The sequence below is a fragment of the Streptomyces luomodiensis genome, from assembly GCF_031679605.1.
GTDB classification, from domain to species: domain Bacteria; phylum Actinomycetota; class Actinomycetes; order Streptomycetales; family Streptomycetaceae; genus Streptomyces; species Streptomyces luomodiensis.
The window spans coordinates 7,662,919-7,680,201 of the sequence record NZ_CP117522.1; the positions used below are offsets into that span (position 1 = coordinate 7,662,919).

Genomic DNA, 17,283 nt, shown 5'->3' on the forward strand with positions numbered 1-17,283 from the left:
CAACCCTGCCTCCATGCACGATCGCAGTGCTGGGGCAACGCGCTTGTGGGCGCTGAGCGGGGCGGCTTGCCGATGGCAAGCCGCCCTGGGCCGCTGCTACGACGGTTCGGGAGCTTTCCAGCGGGTGATCGAGAAGGTCACCGAGGCGGGGGCCTTGGCGGTTACGGCGGTCACCTTCAGCAGAGCGACGTCCTTGTCGAGACTGTCGAACCTGCAGAACCGGTCCCCGGTCCGCAGTTCGGAGACCGGTACCTCGAGTTCGTTGCTCTCGCCGCGCGCCGCGGCGTCCTGGCAAGCGGTGAGGTCCAGGTCGGCGGTGCCCTCCACCCGGGCCACGTATCCGCGGAACCACATCTTCGGGCTTCCGGACAGACAGCTCGGGGAGTACTCGATGTCTCCGCCGCCGCCGTTCAGCCTGCTCCTGTAGGTAACGACCGGCATGTCCGAACCGAGCCCAACGCTGCCCAGGACGCAGCCGCGCGCCTTGGCCACGTCGTCGGACACTGTGACGGGCTGGTTCTCGTAGACCTTGTCACCGGGTTGCGCCGGCGCGCCCTCGGTCTTCGCCGGCCCGGCCCACACGGTCGCCGACAATGTCAGCTCACCGACGGGGGATCCGCTCACCTTCACCACGCGCAGGAGGACCACGCGGCCGCCCGCGGCGAAGTCCTCGCAGAACCGGTCCCCCGCCGCCAGGGCCCCGGTCTTGTAGCGGTCGACGTGCGTGCCGTTGCCGACCGCTGCCCGTGCGGCAGCTTGGCAGCCCGCCTGGTCGAGGTCCCCGGCGTCCGCGGCAACCTTGGCGACGGGCACGTCGTCGAAGTCCAGCACCTCGTTGTCCCAGGAGCAGGGAGGCTCCCATGACAGGACAGGCGGCCTGCCCTCGTCCGTCTGGTCCCCGTCGTCGTTCAGGCGCGGGTTCGACTCACGGGGCCCGAGGACGCGCGGCCCGCTGTCCGCGAACTCCACGTAGAAAGAGAAGTCGGAAGGGCATCCGTTCTTGATCGCCTGGACATTACTCAGCGAGACTTCCTTGTCCCGGTAGAGCAGCCCGGTTCTGGAATCCGCCGACGCACCGGACGCTGACCCTTTCGGCGCACCGGACGCTGATCCGGTCAGACCCTCGGACTGCCCATCGCCGCCCCCACAACCTGCGAGAACCGCTGCCAGAAGCAGCACCAGGCCACCGCCCCGTAACGCCTTCCCCTGACGACCGTTGGTCCGCCACACGTCAACTCCCCCATCGGATTGGAAGCCACCCACCGTACCGAAGCGACTACCGGGGCGGTACCGACAGCAGCGGAGGATCGCACACCTGGCCTTCTTCTCGTGGTTGGCCGCGTGACGCCCGCCTCTGGCATCAGGCGGTTACGGCGTCCGGCGCCTGTAGGCCATGCGCCTCCACGGCTGCATGGACCACGTCGGTCGTGATGCCGCGGGATATCAAGGCCTGACGAGTACGGACCTCGTATCCGGCTGCGCCGTACAGACCTTCTGCCACGTGTTCGCGTGCCGACAGCGGCCGCGGCCCGGTGGCCGCGGCCGCTGTCGGCTCGGCGGTCCGTCGACGACCTGCCCGGCCATCCGTCCCGTGGCCGGGGGCGACATGGCTCGGCCGCGCTCGTCCAGGGGGGTCGGTCGGTGCAGGCGTGAGCGTTTGCGCGGGCTCAGGGGGACGTGGTCCAGCGGGGCGCGGTCTCGGCCCACTTGGCGTCCCACTGGGCGAGATTGCGGCGACGCAGGACCACGGTGACGCCGCGGTAGGCGGCGGCACCGGCGAGGGCCACGGTCAGGAAGGCGATGAGCGCCCAGCCCATGGTCCGGCTGCGGATCTGTTTGGCGGGCATGGGCGGCTCGGCGATCGCTCCGTCCGCGTCGAGCCATACGTCGACGGAGCTGCCCGCGCTGAGTCCGGGCAGGACGTCGGTCTTGGCGGTGCGGATCCGTCCGTCCGGGTCGGTGTAGCGGACCGTGGCCGGATAGCGGTTCTCTCTCGCCTCCGCCGACCCGGGCTCCGGATGGTCCGGGGCGTCGTGGGTGAGGACGGCGGTGGTGAGGTGCAGGGTCTGCCTCTGGTGCTCGGCGGCGGCGCGGTAGTGCCGGTGGGCGGCGTCACCGATGGCGAACATGGCACCGAGCCCCAGGACCGGTACGAGCAGCAACATCGCCAGGGCGATCCGGCCCTGGAGGCGGTCGGTGCGCCGGTACAGCGGATTGCGCCGCCAGCGCCACAGCGACAGGGGGTGCACGAGCTCGTGGTGCGGGGGATCCGGGGGCTGTGCGGGTGGTGGCACGCCGGACACAGTGGTTCTCCTTTCCGGGGCAGGGGGGTGGCGTACGGCAGACCCCGGCCGGTGAGGCGGCGGGGTCAGGGGGGCAGCGGGGCCAGCGAGGTCAGCGGAAGAGCGGGCCGGGCCCGGGTGGGGACGTGCCCCTGGCCGACGGATGTCCGTGCGCGGCCCGCAGCATCTTGGCGGCGCCGCGGATCGCCGCGGTGTGCGGGGTGGGAACCGTCCGCAGGGGCGCGTGCGTGCCGCCGACGAGCCGGTGAGTGAGGTCGGGGCGCAGTGCGCCGCCACCGGCCAGGAGGGCACCCCGGCTCAGGGCCTCGGCGGTCAGGGACGTGCGGTCCTGCCGGAGCATGGAGGTGATCATGATGCTGATGGCTTCGCTGATCTCCGCCGTGGCGGCGGCGTCCGCGAGGTCGGAGGTGCCGGCGAGGTCGGTGGCGCCGGCGAGGTCGGTGGTGCCCAGGGCGGTGCGGCGGGCGTCGAAGACCAGGCCGTCGACGAGGAGGACCACCTCGGTGAGGTGGGCGCCGATGTCCACCACGAGCAGCGGCAGGGAGAGGTCGGCGCCCGCGGCCAGGGCGATGGCGCGCGCGGTGGGGACGGTCAGGACCGCGCGGGGGCGGAGCACTTCCACGGCGGCACGGGCCCGTTCCCGGTAGGCGGGGCCGCCCAGCACCGGCGCGGTGACCACCACCAGCGGGCGGGTGAGGCGGGGCAGGCGGTGGCTGAGGAGCCGGTCGAGCATCCGGGCCGTTCCCGGAACGTCGACGATGGCGCCGCGCTGGACCGGGTACCCGCCCCAGCACCGGGGAAGGTGATGGTGGGTACGTCTAGGACCATCCCGCGGCCGGCTATCCAGGCACGGGTGCGGGCGCTGCCCAGGTCCAGGGCGAGGCCGCAGCAGTGCCGGCACAACGGCCAGGGCCGGTGCCGGTGCCCGGCGGGGGAGCCGGGCCGGAAGCGGCGGCGGACGGTCATCGTCCGGCCTCCCGCACCTGCTGGCACCGTGCGCAGTAGCGGGCCTGTGGAACGATCATCAGCCGGTCGCGCTCGATAGGGCGACGGCACAGGTGGCACGTGCCGTAGCGGCCCTCGGCGATGCGTCGCAGCGCCGCCTCCACGTCGGCGAGGACCATGCGCGCGGAGGCGGCGACTTCGACGTGCACTTCGGCCTGTGCCGCGGAGCGGCGCCGGAGCAGGTCCTCGGCGCGGGACGGCGCGGCGATCTCCCGCAGCTGTTCCTGGCGGAACAGGCGCTGTTCGTGGAGGTTCTCCCGCAGCGCGGCGAGATCCTCGGGCGACAGGTGCGCGGCACGGTCGCCGATGGTCTGATGGTTCACCACTTCACCCCTTTGAACAGGGCGGAGACGAAAACAGGGGGCTGGCGGAGCGGGTCAGGCGGTGGCGCGTCCCTGGCAGGCGACGCAGTACCGGGTGTAGGGGAGGATCTCCAGGCGTTCGGCGGGGACGGGCTTGGCGCAGCCCTGGCAGGTGCCGTAGGTGCCGTCCTCCACGCGGGCGAACGCCTCGTCGATCTCGGTGAGGACGCGCTGGATCGCCTCCCTCTGCGCGGACACCAGATGGGCGTCCGTGCTCGGGGCGCTCTCGTCGAGGGCACGCAGCTGAGCCAGCCGGCTGTTGCGGGCGTGTTCGAGGCGCTGACGGGTTTCATGAGAGGTCAGCCGCCCGGGGCGGGGACCGGTCTGGGCGGTGTCGAGCGGCACGATGAGGTCCTTTCGCGAAAGCGCGCCAGGCGCGGCAGTGGCCGCCCGGTACCGCCGGCCGCGGTCTCCACGACCGCGAGCACGGGCCGTACCAGGCGGCTCGATCACCTTCGACTCTGCTCGACCCGGCGTCGGAAGCCCATCGGGCGCGGACCCCATTTGCCCGGGGCAGCGGTGACCATGGGGCGATGGCGGGGGAGGGCGCATGGGTACCCGATGACCTCGGATATGGGTGACGGGCCCCATCGACCGCGCGCGGTGCGGGAGGCAGGCTGTGTCAGGCTCGGTCGTGATCAGTTGTGGCGGCTCCGCCGGGGTGCGATGGGCGACAGTAGAGCTGATCAGTAGAGCTGATCAGTAGAGCTGATCACACGCGGAGCGCAGAAGGAGGAACGTCCCCGGTGTCGCTGTTCTGGCGGATCTTCGGGCTCAACGCCCTGGTGCTGGGCACCGCTACGGCGCTGCTGCTGTGGGCGCCGGTGACCGTCTCCGTGCCGGTGCTGCTGACCGAGGCGATCATCCTGGTCGGCGGTCTCGCCGTCATGCTCGTCGCCAACGGCACCCTGCTGCGCTGGGGCCTGGCCCCGCTGGACCGGCTGACCAGGCTGATGACCACCGTCGACCTGCTGCGACCGGGCCAGCGGCTGCCCGTGCCCGGCGCCGGCGGCGGTAGCGAGGTGTCCGAGCTGATCCGCACCTTCAACGCCATGCTGGACCGGCTGGAGCACGAACGCGCCACGTCCAGCGCTCGGGCGCTGCTGGCCCAGGAGGCGGAACGCCGCCGCATCGCCCAGGAACTGCACGACGAGGTCGGGCAGAGCATGACCGCGATCCTGCTGGTGCTCAAGCGCGCCGCGGACGACGCCCCCGAGCCGCTGCGCGAGGAGCTCCAGCAGGCCCAGGAGATCACCCGGGAGAGCCTGGACGAGGTCCGCCGCCTGGTGCGCCGCCTGCGGCCCGGCGTCCTGGACGACCTGGGCCTGATCAGCGCACTGACCTCGCTCACGCAGGACTTCGCCACCCACACCGGGCTGCGGGTCGTGCGCCGCCTCGATTCCGATCTGCCCACCCTCGACCAGGAGAGCGAGCTCGTGCTGTACCGGGTGGCTCAGGAGAGCCTGACCAACGCCGCCCGCCATGCGGACGCGCGGCAGGTCGAGGTGAGCCTGCGCCGGGTGGGCGAGGCGGTGGTGCTGGAGATCACCGACGACGGCCGCGGCATCGAGGCCGCCTGCGAAGGCGCCGGGATCCGCGGCATGCGCGAACGGGCCCTGCTCGCCGGGGCCACCCTGGACATCACCTCGACGCCCGGCACCGGTACCCGGATCCGCCTCACCACACCCGCCCCCAGGAAGCAGCTCTGACCATGCCCGATCCGACCCCGCCCGGACCCACCACGGCCTCGGCACCGTCCGCCACGACCGGGAAGCCCATCCGCATCCTGCTCGCCGATGACCACGCTCTGGTACGCCGCGGCGTACGCCTGATCCTCGACAGGGAACCCGACCTGGAGGTCGTCGCCGAGGCCGGGGACGGTGCCGAGGCCATCGAGGCGGCCCGGAGCCAGGAGATCGACCTGGCCGTGCTGGACATCGCCATGCCGCGCCTGACCGGTCTTCAGGCCACCCGGGAGCTGGTGGCGCTCAAGCCGGGGCTGCGCATCCTGATGCTGACGATGCACGACAACGAGCAGTACCTGTTCCAGGCACTCAAGGCCGGGGCCTGTGGCTATGTGCTGAAGTCGGTTGCCGACCGCGACCTGGTCGCCGCCTGCCGGGCCGCGATGCGCAACGAGCCGTTCCTCTACCCCGGCGCGGTCACCGCCCTCATCCGCAACTACCTGGAGCGCGTCCGCCACGGCGAGGAAGACCCCGACCAGCTCCTCACCCCTCGTGAGGAGGAGGTCCTCAAACTCGTCGCCGAAGGGCACTCCTCCAAGGAGATCGCCGAGATCCTGTTCATCAGCGTCAAGACCGTGCACCGCCACCGGGCCAACCTCCTGCACAAGCTCGGTCTGCACGACCGGCTGGAGCTGACCCGCTACGCCATTCGCGCAGGTCTCATCGAACCCTGACGCCCGCCCCGCACCGACGTACGGGGCTCCGGTCGTCCACTCCCCGGCCGGAGCCCCCCCGGCCGGAGCCCCCCCCCGGCCGGAGCCCCGGACCGGCACCCCACGCCGAGCACCCCGCAGGAAGTCGAGCACCCAGCAGGAAGGGGACGGTGCATGCGCCCAGCGCCCCGCAGCACCCCGACCGCAGGTCACCGGCTCGCGGGGACGCTCATCGCGCTCCTCGCGAGCCTGCTGGCGTGGGTTCCCGCCGATGCCGCGCGCGCCGCTTCCGCTCCGGCGCCCGCGGCGTCCGCTCCGGTGCTCGATCCTGCCCCGGCGGCCACGGGCGCCGAGCGCCCCGACACCGGTCCCCACGCGGACGACCCGTATGCCATCGGCTGCGCGGCCCAGGCCAGGGTCCGCCACGACCACCTCGGCGAGCGCCCGTGCCCACCGGATCACCACGCCACCGACCCCCCGGACGCGGATGCCGGCCCGGCTGTCGGTACCCGTGCTTCAGCGCCTTCCGCATGCGCGCCCGTCTCTCCCGGCCGGTCGGCCCACGACCGCGGCCGGGCCCCTCCGGCACCCGCAGGTATCTGACGCGACCCATCACCCTTTCCTCCGTCGCGGCCGCGCGGGCCGCTGCCGCGGCGTGCCTGCCGGAGGCTCGTGTTGAAACGCCGGAACAACCGCCGGAACAACCGCACCAGGTCCTTGCGCGTGCGTGCGCTCCTCGCCCTCGCCGTGATCGCCGGATCGCTGGCCATCGCCCTCACCACGCCCGTCCGCCTCGGCCTCGACCTGCGCGGCGGCACCCAGATCATGCTGGAAACCCGCTCCACCCCCACCACCGACGCCGACGCCGCGGCCACCGACCGCACCGTGGAAGTGCTGCGCGGCCGCATCGACGCGCTCGGCGTCGCCGAACCGACCCTCGTCCGCTCCGGCGACCACCGCATCCTCGTCGAGCTGCCCGGCGTGCATGACCCGAAGAAGGCCGCCGACGTGCTGGGCCGCACCGCGCAGCTCACCGTCCACGCGGTCCTCGGCCCGGCCCGGACCGCCGACGGCGCCACCGCCCCGGCGACCGATCCGGCCAAGGAGCGCGTTCTGCCCGACGAGTCCGGACAGCCCCTGCGGCTGGGGGCCGCCGATCTGACCGGACGGGACGTCGAAGGCGCCGACGCCGGCTTCGACCAGCAGGGCGGTGCCGGATGGCACGTCGCGGTCGACTTCTCCAAGACCGGCCAGGACCAATGGCGGCAGGTCACCGCACGGGCCGCCTGCCACCCGGCCGGTGACCCGCAGCGCCGGGTCGCCATCGTCCTCGACAACAAGATCATCTCCTCGCCGCAGGTCGACCCCTCCGTACGGTGCGGGACCGGCATCCCGGGCGGCACCACCCAGATCACCGGCTCCTTCGACGACACCGAAGCCCGCGAACTGGCCCTGCTCATCTCCGGCGGAGCCCTGCCCGTACCGGTCGAGACCGTGGAACAGCGCACCATCGGCGCCACGCTCGGCGATGCGGCCATCGAGGCCGCGGCCTGGGCCGCCGGCATCGGCACCGCACTGACCGCGCTGTTCATCATCGCCGTCTACCGGCTCATGGGCCTGCTCGCGACCGCGGCCCTGGCCTGCTACGCCCTCATCTCCTACGCCGCCCTGGCCGCGCTCGGCGCCACACTGACCCTGCCGGGCCTCGCCGGGTTCGTCCTGGCGATCGGCATGGCCGTGGACGCCAACGTCCTGGTCTTCGAACGGGCCCGCGAAGAGTACGCGGCCCGCAGCCGCCCCACCCCCCGATCGGCACTGACGGCCGGGTTCCGCGGAGCCCTCAGCGCGATCGCCGACTCCAACATCACCACATTGATCGCCGCGGCCCTCCTGTTCGCCTTCGCCTCCGGCCCGGTGCGCGGCTTCGGCATCACCCTCGCCATCGGCGTCCTCGCCTCGATGGTCAGCGCCCTGGTGATCAGCCGGGTGCTCGCCGAGTACGCGGCCAACCGCCCCGCGGTCTTCCGCCGACCCCGCGTCACCGGCATCGCGAGCACCGGCTGGGTCCGCGACCGGCTGCTGCGCCGCGACCCGTTCCTGATGCGCCGTCCGCGCCGCTGGCTGGCCGCCTCCGCCGCACTCGCCGCCCTGGCCGCGTCGGGCATCCTCGTCCGCGGCCTGGACTTCGGCATCGAGTTCACCGGCGGCCGGCTGATCGAGTACACCACCAGCACCTCCGTCGACCCCGACCGGGCCCGCACCGCCCTCACCGACGCCGGGTTCCCCCGCGCGGTCGTGCAGTCCTCCGGTGACACCGGGCTCACGGTGCGCGCCGAGAACCTGACCAACGCCGACGAGGCCACCGTCACCGAAACCATCAGCGACCTCGGCGGCGAGACGAAGAAGGTCCGCGACGAGCTGATCGGCCCCAGCATGGGCGACGAACTGCGCCGCAACGCCCTCATCGCGCTCTCCCTCGCCCTGGGCGCCCAACTGCTGTACCTCGCGGTGCGCTTCCGCTGGTTCTTCGGGACCGCGGCCGTCGTCGCGCTCGCCCACGACGTGGTGATCCTCATCGGCGCCTTCGCCTGGCTCGGCAAGCCCATCGACGGGGTCTTCCTGGCCGCCCTGCTGACCGTCATCGGCTACTCGGTCAACGACTCCGTCGTCCTCTTCGACCGCGTCCGCGAACTGCTCGACCGCGACCGCACCACACCGCTTCCCCGCCTGACGAACCGGGCGATCCTGCAGACTCTGCCCCGTACCGTCAACACGGGCATGGGCGCGGCACTCATCCTCACCACCCTCGCCGTCCTCGCCGACGACACCCTCGCCGACTTCGCCCTCGCCCTGCTCATCGGCCTGGCGGTCGGCACCTACTCCTCCGTCTTCACCGCCGCCTCACTCACCATCGAGCTCCACCCGCCCCGGAAGGCGTCGCGTCCGCGGCCGTCGCGATTCACCCGGCGACACTCCCCCTCGGGGCAGAACGCGGTGTCGACCCCCGAGGAAACCGCTCGATAGTGTCACCGTCGTTTCCGAGCTCACGTCCTTCCCCACGGCGCCCGCCGCGCCGACCACGTGCCACCCGCTCGGTCACTCATCCAGAACGGCGGGCCCGTACCCGTGACACAGCGACGAAAGGACAGCGTCATGCGCAAGCGCTCCCTCACCCTCGTGGTCTTATCCGCCGCCTTCGCGGGCATCGCCGCCACCGCGCCCAGCGCGTCGGCGGCGGGCAGCAGCGCCTGCCCGGACGGCAACTTCTGTCTGTGGCCCACCTTCGCGTCCTACCCCACACCCGTCGAAACCCCGGTCCTGATGACCAGCGGTGACTGGTCCGGAGACGCCGACGGGCTCGTGTTCCAGAACACCGGGTCCCGCGCCGTCGACGTGGAATACACCACCTACATGAACGACGGGACCGTCCCGGTGGACGGCACGGTGTGCGTCACGACGAGCAAGGCGAGCAGGCAGTTTTTCTACAACCCGACCACCGTGCACAAGGTCACCTGGCGCGCCGACAACACGTGCTGACATGACCGCACCGCGGGCGCTTCCGGACCGGAGGCGCCCGCCTCTCCGCCAGCCCCGGCCACCCCGGCCTTCTCATGAGCGCTGACATCCTCGACGGGATCAGCGCCTCACGGGTGGCGACGTTCCGGTACAGCGTCGCACTGCCCACGTCGCCCGGCTCGTGCTCAAGCGCCTGACGGACGTGGCGGTCGACCGGTTCGGCCGGCTCGATGTCCTGGTTTCCAACACCGGCACGATGGCGGTGTCACCGTTCGACGAACTGCGCCAGGACGACTGGGACGCGCGACGAGATCGCCATCCCACCCTCCGCCGTCACCTCCGCGATCGGTTACGCGATCGAGCAGCCCGTCGGCATCGACATCAGCGAGGTCGTCGTCCGGCCCACCGTGCAAGCCTGACAACCGGGGGAGACAACCGCGTCTCCGGTAGCGGCAGGCTCGGGCACGTTTGACGTAAGGAACGGCATTCCCGGGCGCCAACCGGGTCGACCTCGACAGGCGGGCAGCAACCCGGAGTCGGCGTAGAACCGCTAGGCGCTTGCAGTCAGCCCACTGCGCCGGGCGAAGGCCCCGATCGGCATCAGCTTGGAATTCGGCACCCGCCCACGGCACATGTCAGAGCTTCGCCCTACGCTGGATCCGCTGCGCGTCGGTGCGGCAACGCAGGTGACCGTGCCGCACGTGCAGCAGACTTCGGTAGGGAAATGACGCGGGACGGGATGGACGGGTATGTGCCGGACCAGAGCTCCCCTACACGCCCGATCCGACCCGGGCGAATCAGTCCGAATCGCACCGCGCCGCGACCAACCGCGTTGCGTGCGTCACGCCTTGCACGGGAGGATGTTCCATGCGCACGAGACGTCACAGCGACGAGCGCAAACCGCGACCATCGGTTATCAAACGGTACGCGAGGCGTCCGGGGGAAGATGTATGAAGTTCGACATGGGAAGTACGACTCTGTCGACTCTCGGGAAGAGCACGATGGGGTCCAGCGACGACCTGGGGGCACTGATCCGGCTGCTGATCGCCGCCGCGGAGCCGCTGGAGGGGAAGTTCAACGGTGCCGGCAAGGTGGCGTTCGACTCGTTCAAGCTCCGCGCTGATGAGATCTCGGCCGCGCTGAACGGTTCCCTGCAGTCCATCCTGGGCGGACAGTCGGGCATGGACACCGCGTTCGCCACGGGTGATCAGGAGCAGGAGGACAACGCCCACCAGCACATGGCCAGTGCGAATTTTGAGGCCGCCCGCTTCTCCGGGCGATAGGGGGATTCCCGATGGGGCAGAGCCAGGACCGTAACTCTTACGACGTGGGCGCCTCGGTGGAGGTGCAGGGCAGCCTGCAGGGGATTATCGGCCAACTCGAGCAGGTCCTCGCCGACCGGGACCGTGCGGTGAAGGCCGCGATGGCGGACTTCACCGCTGACGGCGTCTCGGACGAATACCACGGCAAGGAGGTCCGCTGGAACCGTGCGGCGGCCGAGGTGCGGGAGATCATCCGCCTGGTGCGCTCGACACTGGAGAAGAACGACGGCACCGCTCAGTCGACGCTCGCCAAGGCCAAGTCGGCCGTGGACAACATCGGTTGATCCGTGAGACTCGAGGGCGCGGTGAGCAGGTGACGGGGCGGTAACTGGGGGATTTGGGCAATGTCCAAGTGGGACATCACCCCGTCCGGGGTCGAGTTCGTGACCTCGCTGGTGGGTGACGCGATAGACGACATCGACGCAGGCGTCAGGTCATACGGGAAGAATATGGAGAGCGCGGCCACCTCGGCCGGCACCATCAGCGAGCCCATGTGCGGGGCGGCCACGACCGGCCCGGTCGGGGCGGCTCTGGCACTGTTCGTCGAGAAGACCACGCGCGAGGCACTGTTCATCGGGGCACGGGCGGCCCAGTCGGCGAACGGCGCGCGCGAGGCCACCGCGTACTACATCGCCGGACATCACCACATGGCTGCCGACGCGCAGCACAAGGCCCTCGCGGCACCCACGATCGACTTGCCGGGCGACGACAAACGGGGTGGCGGCCACAAGTGAAGATGATCGATCCGGCGAGCATCCCGGAGTTCACCGGCGATCTGGAGCAGCTGGACAAGGACATCTCCGGGCTGCGCGGCGATGCGATCACCATCCGCGACGGCGGGATGCACGCTCACTCCCGTTTCCAGATGCTGGAGGCCTTCTACACAGCGCCGGAGGCCGACCAGCTGTTCGCCTCCACATGGCCGGCGGCTGTGAAAGCCGACGCCTTCGCCGGCGACCTGGAGACAGTGGCCGACGCGCTGGACACGTTCGCCTATGAGATCCGCCCGCTCGTCAAACGGCTGAAGCAGCTCAAGGCGGATGCTTTCGCGTTCGTCGACAGCGTCGAGGGTGATGACGACTGGACCGAGGACGAGGGCAAGGTCGACCGTCATCAGCAACTGTGGGACGGCGTGAACGCTGCCGTGGCCGCCTTCCAGGAGGCCGAGCGGAAGGCTTCCACCACCATCTCCGGGCTCGTGGGCGGCCCGAAGTTCGTGGCGGACGACGGTAGCCACACGCACAACCGCAAGCAGGTGATGTACGGCTACGATCTCGACAGCCTCGAACAAGCCAAGGAACTCCCCTGGGGCAGTCCGGTCAGCCAAACCTACGACGCTCTTGACTTCGGCCACCATTTCAAGAGCTTCGTCTGGGACGGCCTGATCGTCGACAACATCTGGGGCGGACTCAAGGGCCTCAAAACCCTCACCGGACTCGACGGTGGCGACGCGGCCGGCAAGGCCTGGGGGCATCTCGGAGATGTCGTCGGCGGCGTCGGCCAGTACACCATCAAGCCCTACGACGCGTTCATGGACTGGGCGTTCGGGGAGGACCAGGACAGCCCCGAGGAGACTCGGCAGAAGCAGGCCGCCAAGGACTTCGGCAAGTCCCTGGTCGCCTGGGACATGTGGAGCGAGAACCCCGCCCGTGCATCGGCGACCGTGGTTTTCAACGCCTTAACCCTCGGTACGGTTCCGGCCGCGCGAGCCATCAAGGGAGGCAAGGCAGGCGCGGCAGCCCAAGGGGCTGCCAAGATCGGCGAGTATCTCGACCCGCTCTCCGCAGCCTTCAAGGTAGGAGGCAAAGCAGCCAGTTCGCTGCCCAAGCTCTCTGAGCTCACAGCCACCATCCACGCCCTCGACAACGCCCCCGGTACGCACCGCCTCCACAGCCAGATCGAACTCTCTGACGGCTCCAAGGTCCGCATCGAGGACGGCGCGTTCATCCGTCTGGATGCGGACGGCAATCCCGTCCACGACACACCACGCCAGGAGCCGCGGGCGGACCAGCGAGCTTCCCAACACGAGGCCGCACCCGCGCAGCGGGAACCAGCCGCAGTCGGAGGTCATTCCCGGGCTGAGTCCATGCATTCTGGAAGTGCCTCGGGTGAAGGCGCGGGCCCTGCGTCCGACAAAGCGCCCGACAGGAAGCACCATGATTCCCCTAACTCATCCACCAGCCGCGACGTACCACACAGCAGTGGGCACACAGAAACAGGTGACAGCCGCCCTGGCTCTGGCGGAAGCGCCTCAGGCGGTCACGACAGCGATCTGATGCCAGACCACAGCAGCGAAGGAGGCGATACTGCCAAGACTCCACCGGAAGGAGACCCGTCCGGCGCGTCATCTACTGAGCGTGTGAATGATCCGCCGCCCGAAATGACTGCCGCGCAGAGAGCAGCGCATTGGACACATCTAGAAGAAGTGGAGAAGCGAAGTACAGGCGACTTCGATCACCTTCAGCGAGATCCAGACAAGAATGGCGGTATCTCCGAGCCTTCGAAGGACGAAGCGAGAGTTGGCCTGGACCTACGCGAGCAGGGCCGTCTTCCAGACGATATTCGCCGTCCCGTAGAAGCTGACCGCGGAGAATTCTACTCACCTAGCACCGGGAAGTACTACGACATCAAGGGTGTCCATTCTGACTGGCCGCCTTTCAACAACGTGCGCGACAAGTCTCAGTCTTTCCGGGGTGCATATAATCCGGCGAACAATGGCAAATGGGTCAAGAAGTTGTCGGAGCAGATAGTCGAGAAACGTCGCACGGTTATCATTGATGTACGAAACGCAAATCAAGCGGCGATAGACGACGTTAAGTCCATTGTCCAGAGGAACGGCTGGGAAGATCATGTCATCTGGTACCCGTAAAGGCTGGGCTCCGGGTCAATACCCTGACGACTCCGAAGCGGCACAGCGCCTGCGGGAATGGCTGCAGAGTGAGGAAGGAGGGCTCGACGCCGTCGGGCTCGATCTGAGTGGCGCCGATCTTTCGCAAGGCGATTTCTCCGAGTCCTGGTTCACCGACTCCAAGTTGGTCAACGTAAAGTTGATCGACGCCGACCTTTACCGCTCGGACGCGCAAGGCGCGGACTTCACCGGGGCAGACCTGACCCGGGCATCCCTCGTGCGGGCGAATTTTGACGACGCAGTTCTGCGGGGAGCCACCCTCGACGGGGCAGACCTCGTCAAGGCATCTCTGTGCGATGTCGACGCTTCACGGACGCACTGTCGTGGTACACAGTTCATGGGGGCATCGCTGCTCGACGTGGACCTCCGCGACGCAGACTTGACCGATGCAATGTTGCGGGAGAACTCGTTTAAGGTCCTCATGAATCATTCGACCATCCTCCATGGGGTATCGGGATCAGTCTTTGGCCCTGTGAAAATCTTCGAGCAGGACTCTGTTCGCACGCTGGGGGGCGCTGCCCTGGAAGATTGGATAAGAAGAAAAGGCGGCAACGTCCACGTAATCTCTGGAAATTAGACCGTGACAGGTCACCTAAATCCCGAGGTGGCGACGTACACCGTTGTAAGAGGTAATGAACGACCATGGCAGCGCAGGACTACGACAGTCAATTGCTGGAATCGGTGTCGGTGCGGCGTCGGCGGTTGCGGGATGCCTTGTTGCTGGGAACGCAGCGGCAGCGGCGGTCGGTGGATGAGCGGCTGGGAAAGGTTGTTGTCGGGACGGTGATTGCCGGGGTGTTGTGTGCCGGATGCGTGGGCTGGTCGTTCATTTCACACCGGGTCACCGGACAGAGTCCGTATGGGCCTTCGGCGCCTTCGATCGCGCCATCCGTGGGGAGTTCGGCCCGATGATAGGTTCGAACGCGTGGTAGCAGCGGGGACGACAAGCGGTACGGAACTGAGTCGGGTCACTCTCGTCGGCGAGCGGCGACGCATTGATCTCGTCCTTCCTTCTCAGGAACCGATCGGTCGGCTGCTGCCGGAAATTCTGCGGCTGCTGGACGATGAGGTTGCGGCGCGGCCTTCGTCTCGGCACCTCGTGACCGTCAGCGGTTCGGCGTTGGCGCAGGACAGCACGCTGGAGTCGGCCGGGGTGCCGGATGGTGCGGTGCTGCGGCTTGTGCGTGTCGAGGACGCGCCGTCGGCGCCGGTGGTGCATGACGTCAGCGATGAGGTGGCGGAGGACCTTGGCCTGCGCGCCTGGCGCTGGCGCCCGGCGGCGCGTCGGGTGTCGGCGGGGGTCGCCATGGTCGTGTGGGTGCTGGCCGCGGGGTTGGTGGCTCGTGGCGAGTTCGCGTCATCCTCTGTCATGTCCGTCGTGCTGTTCGCGGCGCTGGTGCTGGCTGTGGCGGGCGCGTTGACCGGGCGTACGGGGCGTGCGGGGCGTCGTGGGGTGGCCACGGCGCTAATCGTCGCGGCGGGTGCGCTCGGTGTTCTGGGCGCGTGGACGCTGGCCGACGCGCAGGCGTGGTCGGGTGCGGCGCGGCTCGCCGGGACAGCAGGGGCCGTGGCGCTGACGCTGTTGCTCCTGGGGTGGTTTTCGCCGCTGGGGCGTGGTGGGCTGATCGGGGCCGGGGCGGTCGCGGTCATGGCCGTCGGCTGGGAAGTTGCCTTGGCGTTGCAGGGCGGCGGTGCGACGGCTGGGGAGCAGGCCCGTGTGGGAGCGGTTCTGGCGGTCGTGTCGGTCGTGGTGCTGAGTGTGGTGCCGCGGCTGGCGATGATGGCGTCGGGGCTGTCCGCACTGGACGACCGGCGCTCGGGTGGAACGTCGGTGAGCCGCCACGAAGTGGCCACGGCGTTGACGGCCACACATCGCGGGCTGGCGCTCGCCACGCTCGTCGTGTCCGTCTCGGCAGGTGCGGCCGGGTTTATCGTGCTGCGTTCGCCCACGGTGTGGACGGTTCTGTTGGCCGTGGTCGTGGCCGTGGTGGTGGCGCTTCGCGCCCGGGCTTTCCCGTTGACCGTCGAGGTCGTGGGCGTGCTGCTGGCCAGTGTGGTCGTGGTCTTGCGGTTGATCGTGGTGTGGCTGGAGCGTTCCTCGGCCTACGGGCCGCTGGCCGTGCTCGTCGCGCTCGCGGTCATCTCGCTCGGGGCTTTGGCGGTGCAGCCCGCCGAGCATGTCCGGGTGCGTCTGCGGCGTGCGGGGGATCTGGTCGAGTCGGCCGGGGTGTGTGCCTTGCTTCCGCTGTTGATCGGGGTGTTCGGGGTCTACGGGCGCCTGTTGGACACCTTCGCGTAGGAGTGGCGGCATGTCTCAAGGGGACTGGCAGCAGGACGTGTTGCGGGAGCTGGGCCAGAGCCGAGCCGAGGAGAACGTGCAGAGGGGTTCCGCGGAGGTGCCGCCCGCCTCGGCATCGCTCTCGCCTTCGTCCGCACCTCCGGTGGATGCGGGGTCCGACTCCGCGCGGACCGACGCCCAGGTTCCGGCGCCTGGACCACAACCGCCCGGCAGCCGGGGGTCCCGGGATCCGGGGCTCCCCGTACACACGCCGGAGTCCGCTCCGACGGTCGATCCCCGGCTGTCGGGCGCGTTGGGGCGTCCGCTGCACGGGGATTCGATGGCGCGGCGGGCCCGCCGCGCCGTGCGCATGCTGGGGAGTTCCGTGGCTCGGGAGGTCACGGAGGGCACCCGGCTGGCGCAGGAGGTGCAGCAGCCGGTGACCACCGGGCGGGTGATCGCCGTGACGTCCATACGTGGCGGAGTGGGGAAGTCCACGGTGACGGCCTTGCTGAGCCGGATCTTCAATCACTACCGGCGGGATCCGGTGCTCGCGCTGGAGGCGGACACGGCTCTGGGCACGTTGCCGGTGCGGCTCGGTGCGGAGTCCGTGCGCTGGTCGTGTTCGGATCTGGCGCAGATTCTCACCCCATCCATGCAGTTGACGGATGTCATCGGTTATCTGGTGCCGGTGGCCGACGGCGGCTGGCTGTTGCCCGCGAGTCAGGGGCGGGTGGGGGCACCGCTGGATGTCCGCACATACCGCACGGTGACGATGGCGCTGCGCCGGTACTTCGCGGTGACCGTGGTCGATTGCGAGACGCTGCCGGGTGAGGTGGCGCGCACGGCGATGGACACCGCGCACGCCCGCGTGGTCGCCGCGCCGATGACCGCCGAGGGCGTCAACGGCACCCGTGTCGTCCTGGACTGGCTTGCCCAGTTGCCACACGCAGCCCTGGACAGCACGGTGGTGGCGCTCACGGCGAGTTCCCCAGACACGACACTTGATGTGCGGGCGGCGAGCGCGTACCTGCGGGAGACGGGAGCGGCGGTCGTACCCGTTCCATACGACCGCCATCTGGGCGGAGGAGGCCCCATTCTGAACGCCATGCTGGGACGGGACACCCGGGAGGCCGCCACCATGCTGGCCGCCGAAGTGATGCGGCGCGCTGTAAGGGTGCGGTGAGGACG

Annotated in this window: 16 protein-coding genes and 1 pseudogene; 12 read left to right on the top strand and 5 right to left on the bottom strand. The window is 69.7% G+C overall.

Annotated elements, in window-relative coordinates; genetic code table 11:
• Positions 1–96 precede the first annotated feature (96 nt).
• The 5 genes and pseudogenes from PS467_RS32420 to PS467_RS32440 all read right to left on the bottom strand — a co-directional run bounded on the left by PS467_RS32420 (position 97) and on the right by PS467_RS32440 (position 4,015).
• A complete protein-coding gene (locus PS467_RS32420; RefSeq protein ID WP_311038193.1) occupies positions 97–969 on the bottom strand; it encodes a hypothetical protein in 873 nt (290 codons plus the stop codon).
• 698 nt (positions 970–1,667) lie between these two features.
• Entirely contained in the window at positions 1,668–2,303 is a 636-nt protein-coding gene (locus PS467_RS32425; RefSeq protein WP_311038194.1) for an Rv1733c family protein, read from the bottom strand.
• A gap of 91 nt (positions 2,304–2,394) precedes the next feature.
• A pseudogene (locus tag PS467_RS32430) lies at positions 2,395–3,269 on the bottom strand (rod shape-determining protein).
• Positions 3,266–3,634 (bottom strand): TraR/DksA family transcriptional regulator, encoded by a 369-nt coding sequence (locus tag PS467_RS32435; RefSeq protein WP_311038195.1) that lies wholly within the window; start codon positions 3,632–3,634, stop codon positions 3,266–3,268. Before PS467_RS32435 ends, PS467_RS32430 begins: the two are co-directional and overlap by 4 nt.
• Positions 3,635–3,685: 51 nt before the next feature.
• A complete protein-coding gene (locus PS467_RS32440; protein ID WP_311038196.1) occupies positions 3,686–4,015 on the bottom strand; it encodes a TraR/DksA family transcriptional regulator in 330 nt (109 codons plus the stop codon).
• 401 nt (positions 4,016–4,416) lie between these two features.
• Here PS467_RS32440 and PS467_RS32445 point away from each other — a divergent pair, with 401 nt between their 5' ends.
• The 12 genes from PS467_RS32445 (at position 4,417) to PS467_RS32505 (ending at position 17,278) form a co-directional block, all read left to right on the top strand.
• On the top strand, positions 4,417–5,379 hold the full coding sequence (locus PS467_RS32445) for a HAMP domain-containing sensor histidine kinase (protein ID WP_311038197.1): 963 nt from the start codon (positions 4,417–4,419) through the stop codon (positions 5,377–5,379).
• A gap of 2 nt (positions 5,380–5,381) precedes the next feature.
• Positions 5,382–6,089, top strand: a complete 708-nt coding sequence (locus PS467_RS32450) for a response regulator (protein ID WP_268975277.1) — start codon at positions 5,382–5,384, stop codon at positions 6,087–6,089.
• Between the two features lie 702 nt (positions 6,090–6,791).
• Positions 6,792–9,092, top strand: coding sequence for a protein translocase subunit SecD (secD, locus tag PS467_RS32455; RefSeq protein ID WP_311038198.1), 2,301 nt, complete (start codon positions 6,792–6,794; stop codon positions 9,090–9,092).
• Positions 9,093–9,221: 129 nt separating this feature from the next.
• Positions 9,222–9,605: a hypothetical protein gene (locus PS467_RS32460; protein WP_311038199.1), complete on the top strand. Its 384-nt coding sequence runs from the start codon at positions 9,222–9,224 to the stop codon at positions 9,603–9,605.
• 929 nt (positions 9,606–10,534) lie between these two features.
• Positions 10,535–10,867, top strand: a complete 333-nt coding sequence (locus PS467_RS32470; protein WP_311038200.1) for a hypothetical protein — start codon at positions 10,535–10,537, stop codon at positions 10,865–10,867.
• An 11-nt stretch (positions 10,868–10,878) separates the two neighbouring features.
• The gene (locus tag PS467_RS32475; protein ID WP_311038201.1) at positions 10,879–11,190 is read left to right on the top strand and encodes a pore-forming ESAT-6 family protein; all 312 of its coding nucleotides are present in this window, start codon (positions 10,879–10,881) and stop codon (positions 11,188–11,190) included.
• Between the two features lie 60 nt (positions 11,191–11,250).
• A complete protein-coding gene (locus PS467_RS32480; protein ID WP_311038202.1) occupies positions 11,251–11,640 on the top strand; it encodes a DUF6507 family protein in 390 nt (129 codons plus the stop codon).
• Positions 11,637–13,775 (top strand): hypothetical protein, encoded by a 2,139-nt coding sequence (locus PS467_RS32485; RefSeq protein ID WP_432280663.1) that lies wholly within the window; start codon positions 11,637–11,639, stop codon positions 13,773–13,775. Before PS467_RS32480 ends, PS467_RS32485 begins: the two co-directional genes overlap by 4 nt.
• On the top strand, positions 13,756–14,391 hold the full coding sequence (locus PS467_RS32490) for a pentapeptide repeat-containing protein (protein WP_311038203.1): 636 nt from the start codon (positions 13,756–13,758) through the stop codon (positions 14,389–14,391). Before PS467_RS32485 ends, PS467_RS32490 begins: the two co-directional genes overlap by 20 nt.
• 65 nt (positions 14,392–14,456) lie before the next feature.
• Positions 14,457–14,726: a hypothetical protein gene (locus tag PS467_RS32495; protein ID WP_311038204.1), complete on the top strand. Its 270-nt coding sequence runs from the start codon at positions 14,457–14,459 to the stop codon at positions 14,724–14,726.
• Positions 14,727–14,739: 13 nt separating this feature from the next.
• Positions 14,740–16,113 (top strand): type VII secretion integral membrane protein EccD, encoded by a 1,374-nt coding sequence (gene eccD / locus PS467_RS32500; RefSeq protein ID WP_311038205.1) that lies wholly within the window; start codon positions 14,740–14,742, stop codon positions 16,111–16,113.
• A gap of 10 nt (positions 16,114–16,123) precedes the next feature.
• Positions 16,124–17,278 (top strand): MinD/ParA family ATP-binding protein, encoded by a 1,155-nt coding sequence (locus PS467_RS32505; protein WP_432280664.1) that lies wholly within the window; start codon positions 16,124–16,126, stop codon positions 17,276–17,278.
• Positions 17,279–17,283 lie beyond the last annotated feature (5 nt).